Here is an 8243-nt window from a genome sequence, read left to right on the forward strand (position 1 = left end):
CAGCCCCGCCCCGCGTCGCTCAGGCGTCGCGCCGGTCCAGCGCCCACCGGCCCAGCGCCAGCGCGGCGGCGGTCCACCCGGCGAGCACCAGCAGTCCCACGGCCGCCGGGTACGGCTCGGCGTCCCCGAGCAGGAAGTGGTTGCCGGCCACCCCGGGCAACGCGTCGGAGATCCGGGTGAGCACGGTGATGTCCGGCTCCCGCAACGACAGCGGCACGATCATCAGCAGTGCGAACAGCACGGTCAGGGTGAGCACCGCGCCGCGTAGCGCGGACGCCAGGCCGAGCGCCAGCACACCGATGAGCGCCAGATAGGTGGCGCAGGCGACCACGTCGGCCACGGTGCCGCCCAGCGGGGCACGGCCCCACTCGCCGAGCACCGGCCGGGCCGCCGCCGCGCCGACGGCCCCGAGCAGCAGCCCCAGGCCGAACGTCACCGCCCCCACCACGATCGCCTTGGCGGCCAGCACCCGTCCCCGCGACGGCGTGCAGCGCAGCGTGGTGCGGACGGTGCCGGTGGTGAACTCGCTGGTGATCGCGAACAGGCCCAGCGCCAGCACCACGTACTGGGTCAGCTCCAGCGAGCTGACCACGATCTCGCCGACGTCTACCACACCCGGGTCGGTCGTCGGATCGTCGTCGGTGTTGGCGTTCTGCACGTAGATGGCGAGCTGGGCGTTGCTCGCGGCCATGGTCAGCACCGCCGCGAGCAGCGTCCACCAGGTGGACCGGACCGACCAGAGCTTGGTCCACTCGGCGGCCACCGCCCCGCCGAGGGGGTGCCTGGGCCGGGCCGGCCGGGCGGACCGCCGGGCCGGGTCGAGCGTGCGCAGCGTGGTCATCGGGTGCCGCCTTCGGTCGGGCCGGCGGCGTACTCGACGCTGTCGGCGGTCAGCTCCAGGAACGCCTCCTCCAGGGAGGGGGCGACGGGGGTCAGCTCGTGCAGGCGGACGCCCAGCTCGTGGGCGAGGTCGCCGACCCGGCCGGCGGTGCTGCCGGTCACGGCCAGCCCGCCGTCGTCGGCGGTGACCGTCGCGCCCTCGGCGGCCAGCCGGTCGCCGAGCGCGGCGAGGGCGGCCGGCTCCGGGCCGCGTACCCGGACGGTGGCGGCGGGTCGGGCGGCGATCAGCTCGGCCAGCGGCGCGTCGGCGATCAGCCGGCCCCGCCCGAGCACCACCACCCGGTCGGCGGTCTGCTGCATCTCGCTCATCAGGTGGCTGGACAGCAGCACGGTGCGTCCCTCGTCGGCGAGCCGGCGGGTGAACCCGCGGATCCACCGCACCCCGTCCGGGTCGAGCCCGTTGACGGGTTCGTCGAGCAGCAGCACCGGCGGGTCACCGAGCAGGGCGCCGGCGATGCCGAGCCGCTGCGCCATGCCCAGGGACAGCGCCCGGCCGTGCTTGCCGGCGGCCCGGGCGTCCAGGCCGACCAGGTCGAGCACCTGCGCCACCCGCCGGGCCGGTACGCCGTTGCTGCGCGCCATCGCGGTCAGGTGCGCCGCGCCGGAGCGGGCCGGGTGCACGCCGCCGGCCTCCAGCAGCGCGCCGACCTCGTACAGCGGATGTCGCAGGCTGCGGTACTCCCGGCCGCCGAGGAGCGCCTGCCCGGCGGTGGGCCGGTCCAGGCCGAGCACCATCCGCATGGTGGTGGACTTGCCGGCGCCGTTCGGGCCGAGGAACCCGGTGACCTCGCCGGGGCGGATCTCGACGGTCAGGTCGTCGACGGCGGTCAGCCCGCCGAACCGTTTCGTCAATCCACGAAGTGTGATCATGTCCTGACGCTAGGCGGCGGCGCCGGCGTGTCACCGCCACCGTTCGGCACCCACCCACCCTGACTTTCGTCAGGAAAGGCCCCTTCTCGACAGGGGGACGGGCTAGCGACGCGCCCCCGGTGGGGTCGGGTCCAGTTCCCACACGGTGGTGCGCTTGACCCGTACGCTCTCCAGCGCCTCCGGCACCGGCACGTCGTACGCGGCCAGCTCGTGGAAGCGCTCACGGGGCAGGAAGGCCCGGCCCGGGTCGCCGACCACCACCCGCGCGCCCGCACGGGCGGCCCGGAGCAGGAAGCGCAGCATCCGCCGGGCCATCGCCTCGCTGTAGAACACGTCCCCGGCGAGCACCACCTCGGCGTCGCCGGCGTCGCCGTCGAGGATGTCGCCGAGTTCGGCGTCGACGCGTACCCCGTTGGCGTCGGCGTTGAGCGCGACTGCCGCGACGGCCCGCTCGTCCACCTCGACCGCGCGCACCGCGGCGGCGCCGGCCCGGGCGGCGGCGATGGCGACCAGGCCGGAGCCGGAGGCCAGGTCGAGCACCCGGCGGCCGGCGACCAGCTCGGGGTGGTCGGTGACGTAGCGCGCCAGGCCCTGCCCGCCGGCCCAGGCGAAGGCCCAGAACGGCGGCGGCTGGGCGCTTCGGAACTCGCCCTCGGTCAGTTCCCACAGGCCGATCGGCTCGTCGGCCTGGTGCAGCCGCACCTCGGGGACGAACGCGACCGGGGCGAGGCGGGCGTGCAGCCGGACGAACGCGGCGGACAGCTCGGACACCGCCAGATTGTGTCCCACCCGCCGACCCTGACTGATCCCGGGCGTGTCGTGGTGGGGTGGTGACCGGTTCACCACGGTCGGTGAAATCGCCCCCCGGATGTGGCGGGGGATGCGAACACGCCCGTCTACCGGCCGGCGGGGCGCGCTCCTAGCGTTGCCCGTGGGCACGACCGAGGTGAGGAGGCCTGGTGGACAGGTGGCGGCACGCGCTGCGGATCGGACTGGTGCTGACCTGTCTGGCCGGCGTCGGATACGGCGGCGGCGAGCCGGCGCGGGCGGCGGCCGTCTTCTCCACGGAGCTCAGCGGCCTGCCGGACGAGTTCACCGGCGGGGACCGGGCAGAGACGCTCTCCGCCGTGGTGTCCCGCTCCGACGGGGGTGGTTGTGTCAAGGTCCGCTGGTCGATGCTGGTGCGGGTGCAGGGCGTACGGCTGGACCAGCTGAAGGTGGACCGGGTGGAGGAGACCGGCTCGTTCCCGTTGGAGGTCCGCACCGACGGGGACACCGCCCGGCTGACCGACCGCCGGCTCGACCCGGGCGTGCTCTGCCCGGGTCGTACGGTGACCGCCCGGTACCGGGTGGCGTTCGCCGAGGACGTGGAGCGTGGGCGGGTGAGTTTCGTCGCGGAGGCGTACGACCCGCAGTTGCGGCTGCTGGCCCGGCGTACCGCCTCGCGTCAGGTGGTGGGCGAGGCGGCCGAGCGGACCCCGCCGCCGAGGTCCGCCAGCGCGGGGCCGACCGACCCGCCCACCACGTCGCCCCCCACCGAGGAACCGGTCACCGAGGAGCCGACGGAGGAGCCGGCCGACGCGGCGGTGGTCGAGCCGCCGGCGGGCGTGGCCGGGCGGCCGGTGTCGACAGGCGGCGGCTTCGGCCTGGTGCAGGCCGCGTTCCTGCTCGGCGGGCTGTTGCTGTTCCTCGGCGCCGGTCTGTTGCTGCGGATGCGCCGCCTGCTGCGCCCTGCGGCGGACGACGCCGCGGCGGACCTGGCGCCGTCGTTCGAGCAGCACCGCCCTCGTGCCCGCTGGTACTGACCACCGACCCGTGCGTGGTGCGTCGGTGGGTCCGCGTGCCGTCAGTCGAGTTGGCCCGGCTCCAGGCCCAGTTCGCGGGCGGCGACGAGCCGTACCCACTCGGCGATCTGCCGGCGGGTGATCACCCGTTCGTGCACCGCGAGTTGGACGGCCAGCCCGTCCATCACCGCGCTGATCCGCCAGGCCGCGCCGGCCGGGTCGGGGCAGTCGAACGTGCCCTCGGTGACCCCTTCGGTGATGACCGTGGCGAGGTCCGCCCGCCAGCGTAGGTCGAGGCGGCGGGAGAGCTTCTCCAGCTCGGGGGTACGCAGTGACTCCGCCCAGCCGTCGATGCGCATGGACCAGGAGGTGGCGCGGCCGGTGGGGGTGTAGAGGCGCAGCATCCGGCGTAGCTTGGCCAGGGGCGGGACGGCGGAGCGCAGCACCGTGTCGAGGCGGGCCACGTCCTGCTCGACCGCGTATGCGAATGCCTGCGCGAGCAGCCGGTCCTTGGTGGCGAAGTGGTAGAAGACGAGTGCCTGGCTGACCCCGGCGGCGGCGGCGACGTCGGCGGTGCGGGTGTTGGCGAGCCCTCGTTCCGCGATCACGTCGCAGGCCGTTCGCAGCAGCGCGTCCAAGCGGATCTCGGCGGCTCGTCTCGTCACGGCGTTACGGTAGCCCATCCGAACGGCCACGAGGAGTTACCGAAGCGGCCGGTCGGCAGTGGGACAGTCGGATGCCTGACAGTCGACTCGCCGCATGGAATCCGCAGGTGGGAGCGGTTGTCTGTGCTTCGCGACGGGCGGTCGGCCGAGCCCGGGAGGGCACCCACCCAGGCTCCTAGGAAGCCCGGCGTGTGGTGCGGACCGCCACGCCCGCCAACCCGTCGGACGCGCCCGAGGGGGACCCGATTTGGCAACCGTTCCCGGGCTCGGCTAAAGTTCTCATCCGTCACCGGATTACAACCGGGGACGTGCGGACGTAGCGCAGCTGGTAGCGCATCACCTTGCCAAGGTGAGGGTCGCGGGTTCGAATCCCGTCGTCCGCTCGGAGATGCCGCCACGCATGTCGGGGGCAACCTCGGTGGAGTGGCCGAGAGGCGAGGCAACGGCCTGCAAAGCCGTGTACACGGGTTCAAATCCCGTCTCCACCTCGCAGTATGCGAGGGCGATTGGCGCAGTGGGAGCGCGCTTCCTTGACACGGAAGAGGTCACTGGTTCAAACCCAGTATCGCCCACCAGCGGAAAGACCGTGTCGATCAATTCGACACGGTCTTTCTCGTCGTTCCGGCCCGACCGGCGTCCGTCGCGTCCCTTCACCAGCGCCCGTTGCGTCCCCCCGGCGACCGACCCAGACTGTCCGGGTGACCGATCAGCAGACCCGCGCACGGCACTTCCGTTCCCTGCACCGGCCCGGTGAGCCGGTCGTCCTGGTCAACGCCTGGGACGCGGCCACCGCCCGCATCGTCGCCGCGGCCGGCGCCCACGCGATCGCCACCACCAGTGCCGGCGTCGCCTGGAGCCGCGGTGCCCCGGACGGCGACGTCCTCACCCGGGACACCGCCGTCGACGTGATCCGTCGGGTCGTCGAGGCGGTGCCCCTGCCGGTCACCGCCGACATCGAAGCCGGGTACGGCGACACCCCCGAGCAGGTCGCCCGAACCGTGGCCGCGGTACTCGCCGCCGGGGCCGTCGGAGTCAACGTGGAGGACACCCGGCACGACGGCGGCGGGCCACTGCGCCCGGTCGAGGATCAGGTCGCCCGCCTCGCCGCGGTCCGGGCCGCCGCCGACCACGCCGGCATCGCGCTGTACGTCAACGCGCGGGTGGACACATACCTGCGCGGTGTCGGCGGTGTGCCGGAGACTGTCGCGCGCGCCGAGGCGTACCTGGCCGCCGGCGCCGACGGGATCTTCGTGCCGGGGACGGTCGACCCGCGGACCGTGGCGGCTCTCGTCGCGGCGATCCCCGCACCGTTGAACGTGCTGGCCGGGCCGGGTTCCCCGCCGGTGCCCGAGCTGGCCCGGCTGGGGGTGGCCCGGGTCAGCCTCGGGCCGGCGGCGGCCGAGGCGGCATACGGGCTGGTCCGGCGCGCGGCGGCGGAGGTGTTCGCCGCCGGGACGTACGGGGCGCTCGCCGACCCGCTCGACTTCGACACGCTGAACGCGCTGATGCGGAGGTGACCCGGACATGCCGATGGGGACGCCGGGCGGCGGGCCCCTCGGCCCGGGGCGGACCGATCAGCTCCGTCGGCCCCCCCCCGGTGGCGATCACATCGGCGGGGCGACGTCCCGGCGCTCCTCGACCCGGCGGTACTCCACCGGCTGGTCGGTGGTGGTGACCACCTGACGGCGCCGGCCCCACACCAGCGTGGTCATGATCAGGCCGAGTACACCGGCCGCCATCAGGATCCAGCCGACGACGTCGAGGTCGACCCCGCCGACACTGGCGTTGAGCGCGAACGTGAGGATCGCGCCTACCGCGATCAGGAAGATGCTCGTACCGATACCCACGACAGCCTCCTTCGGGGGATGGTTGTGCTGTCCCGGTCGTCAATACCCCGGTAGGAACCGTCGCAACCCCTGGGCGGCCGGCGCGGCGGGGGTCCACCGCGCGGCGATCTTGGGATCGGGTACAGTTTGCCCGTCGTCGACGCGAGCCGGCGACGTCGCGGACGTAGCGCAGCTGGTAGCGCATCACCTTGCCAAGGTGAGGGTCGCGGGTTCGAATCCCGTCGTCCGCTCGCGAACCACCCCGGGCGATTGGCGCAGTGGGAGCGCGCTTCCTTGACACGGAAGAGGTCACTGGTTCAAACCCAGTATCGCCCACCGAGAGCCACCCTCCCGCCGCCGGATGATCGGCGGCCACCTCCCCGCCGTACGGCTTATGGAGTCGCGGCGTTCCCCGTGCCAGGGTGAGCCGACACGGGAGGCGACACATGGGAACGATCGACCGGTGGTGGCGTACCGCCGCACGACTGGGCGTGGCGGCCACGGTCGCGGCGGTCGGGGTGGCGGTGGGTGCCACACCCGCGCAGGCGACCGCGACCCGGACCGTGACGTTCTGGAGCATGGACGAGCCGACCGGCGCGACCGTGCTGACGGACAGCAGCGGCAACGGCCGGCACGGCGCCATCGGCGGCGAGGTGGTCACCGGCACGCGCTACGCCGGCGCGACCGGGCACCGGTTCGCCACCCACCTGCCCAGCGACCAGGAGTACGTGCCGGGGCACGTCAGCGTGGTGCCGCACAGTGCCGACCTCAACCCCGACGCCGGGGACTTCTCGGTGAGCATCCGCTACCGGACCACGTACTCCTTCGGCAACATCCTGCAGAAGGGACAGGGCGGCAACCCTGGCGGCTACTGGAAGTTCGAGGCACCTGGCGGCAAGCCGAAGTGCCTGTTCCGGGGCTCGGACGGGGCCTCCCGCACCGGCTACACCGACGTGCCGATCGCCGACGGCCAGTGGCACACGATCACCTGCAACCGCACCTCCGCATACGTGGAGATGTACGTCGACGGGGTCCGGACCAGCCGGCTGAACGGGCCGACCGGCACCATCGCCAACTCGTGGCCGGTGTCCGTGGGCGGCAAGAGCCAGTGCGACGGTACGAATGTCACCTGCGACTACTTCGCCGGTGACATCGACTACGTGAAGGTCCTGAAGGGCTCGGGCGGCCCGGCGAACCAGGCGCCCGTGGCGGCCTTCACGCCGTCCTGCGCGGGACTGGTGTGCACATTCGACGGCACGGGTTCCGCCGACGCCGACGGCGCGATCCAGGACCACCTGTGGACGTTCGGCGACGGCTCGACCGCCGGCACCGCGTCCGTGCCGACCACCTCCCACACGTACGCGGCGGCCGGCACCTACCCGGTGACGCTCGCCGTCACCGACGACCGGGGCGCCACCGGCAGCGCGACCGTGCAGGTCACCGTGGCACCGGCGGCGGAGCGGATCTCGTTCGTCGGCCAGGCCACCGCGAACGCCAACTGGACCAGCCACACGGTGACCGTCCCGGCGGGTGTGCAGGCCGGCGACACGCTACTGCTCCTGCTCAGCCAGAACACGCACACCGGCACCGGGGAGCCGACCGGGGTGACCGGCTGGACCCGGCTGGACCGGCTCGACGGCGGCTACGCCACCACCACCGCCTGGTGGAAGACAGCGACGGCCGGGGACGCGGGCACGCCGGTGAAGGTGACCCTGGACAGTCAGGCGAAGGGCAACCTCGTGGTGGCCGCGTACCGCGGGGTCGCCCCGGTCGCGCCGGTCTTCGCCCGGGCCACCGACCCGGCCGGCGCTGCCGCCCGGGTCACCCCGTATGCGCCGGTGAACGCGGCGCACAGCTGGGCGGTGTCGTACTGGCTGCACGGTGACGCCGCGTCCACCGCGCTGACCCCGCCGTCCGGGGTGACGGCGCGCAGCAACAGCTCGCAGACCGGGGGCGGCCGGGTGACCGGGCTGCTGGCCGACTCGGCGAGCGGCGTGCCGGTGGGCAGCTACGGCGGGTTGACCGCCGCCGCCGCCGCGGCGAGCACGACCACCACCACGTGGACGTTCGTCCTGCCACCGGCCTGATCCGGGTACGCGAAAGGCCGGCACCCCGGGGTTCGGGGTGCCGGCCTTTCGCGTTTGTCTTACGTGTTCCAGTGTTCGGCGACGAGGTCGGCGGCCTGTTGTTCCCACTGG

At 73.7% G+C, this 8243-nt stretch carries 8 protein-coding genes and 5 tRNA genes; 8 read left to right on the forward strand and 5 right to left on the reverse strand.

What is annotated here, in order from left to right:
- Nucleotides 1-19: 19 nt before the first annotated feature.
- From ACLQ2X_RS22360 to ACLQ2X_RS22370, 3 genes are all read right to left on the reverse strand, one after another.
- The gene (locus tag ACLQ2X_RS22360) at nt 20-841 is read right to left on the reverse strand and encodes an ABC transporter permease (RefSeq protein WP_425683029.1); all 822 of its coding nucleotides are present in this window, start codon (nt 839-841) and stop codon (nt 20-22) included.
- On the reverse strand, nt 838-1770 hold the full coding sequence (locus ACLQ2X_RS22365) for an ABC transporter ATP-binding protein (RefSeq protein ID WP_425683030.1): 933 nt from the start codon (nt 1768-1770) through the stop codon (nt 838-840). The genes ACLQ2X_RS22360 and ACLQ2X_RS22365 overlap by 4 nt, the downstream gene beginning before the upstream one ends.
- Before the next feature lie 102 nt (nt 1771-1872).
- Nucleotides 1873-2541 (reverse strand): class I SAM-dependent methyltransferase, encoded by a 669-nt coding sequence (locus ACLQ2X_RS22370; protein WP_425683047.1) that lies wholly within the window; start codon nt 2539-2541, stop codon nt 1873-1875.
- A 188-nt stretch (nt 2542-2729) separates the two neighbouring features.
- Here ACLQ2X_RS22370 and ACLQ2X_RS22375 point away from each other — a divergent pair, with 188 nt between their 5' ends.
- Complete coding sequence (locus ACLQ2X_RS22375) at nt 2730-3575, forward strand: hypothetical protein (RefSeq protein WP_425683031.1); 846 nt, start codon at nt 2730-2732, stop codon at nt 3573-3575.
- Nucleotides 3576-3616: 41 nt separating this feature from the next.
- Here ACLQ2X_RS22375 and ACLQ2X_RS22380 read toward each other — a convergent pair whose 3' ends face one another.
- Nucleotides 3617-4219: a TetR/AcrR family transcriptional regulator gene (locus ACLQ2X_RS22380; protein WP_425683032.1), complete on the reverse strand. Its 603-nt coding sequence runs from the start codon at nt 4217-4219 to the stop codon at nt 3617-3619.
- 310 nt (nt 4220-4529) lie between these two features.
- On the opposite strand from ACLQ2X_RS22380, the gene ACLQ2X_RS22385 reads away from it, so the two are divergent.
- From ACLQ2X_RS22385 to ACLQ2X_RS22400, 4 genes are all read left to right on the forward strand, one after another.
- Nucleotides 4530-4602: transfer RNA gene (locus ACLQ2X_RS22385), tRNA-Gly, on the forward strand.
- 34 nt (nt 4603-4636) lie between these two features.
- Nucleotides 4637-4707: transfer RNA gene (locus ACLQ2X_RS22390), tRNA-Cys, on the forward strand.
- A gap of 12 nt (nt 4708-4719) precedes the next feature.
- A tRNA-Val gene (locus ACLQ2X_RS22395) sits at nt 4720-4794 on the forward strand.
- A 123-nt stretch (nt 4795-4917) separates the two neighbouring features.
- Entirely contained in the window at nt 4918-5736 is an 819-nt protein-coding gene (locus ACLQ2X_RS22400) for an isocitrate lyase/PEP mutase family protein (RefSeq protein ID WP_425683033.1), read from the forward strand.
- A gap of 87 nt (nt 5737-5823) precedes the next feature.
- Here ACLQ2X_RS22400 and ACLQ2X_RS22405 read toward each other — a convergent pair whose 3' ends face one another.
- A complete protein-coding gene (locus tag ACLQ2X_RS22405; RefSeq protein ID WP_425683034.1) occupies nt 5824-6066 on the reverse strand; it encodes a DUF6458 family protein in 243 nt (80 codons plus the stop codon).
- Nucleotides 6067-6223: 157 nt separating this feature from the next.
- On the opposite strand from ACLQ2X_RS22405, the gene ACLQ2X_RS22410 reads away from it, so the two are divergent.
- The 3 genes from ACLQ2X_RS22410 (at nt 6224) to ACLQ2X_RS22420 (ending at nt 8132) form a co-directional block, all read left to right on the forward strand.
- Nucleotides 6224-6296 (forward strand) — tRNA-Gly (locus tag ACLQ2X_RS22410).
- Between the two features lie 13 nt (nt 6297-6309).
- Nucleotides 6310-6381, forward strand: a tRNA-Val gene (locus tag ACLQ2X_RS22415).
- Nucleotides 6382-6491: 110 nt separating this feature from the next.
- Nucleotides 6492-8132 carry a PKD domain-containing protein gene (locus ACLQ2X_RS22420; RefSeq protein WP_425683035.1) on the forward strand — a complete coding sequence of 547 codons (1641 nt, stop codon included), beginning with the start codon at nt 6492-6494 and terminating at the stop codon, nt 8130-8132.
- Nucleotides 8133-8243: the final 111 nt, after the last annotated feature.

The sequence above is a fragment of the Micromonospora sp. DT31 genome, from assembly GCF_049841795.1.
Classification (GTDB): Bacteria; Actinomycetota; Actinomycetes; order Mycobacteriales; family Micromonosporaceae; genus Micromonospora.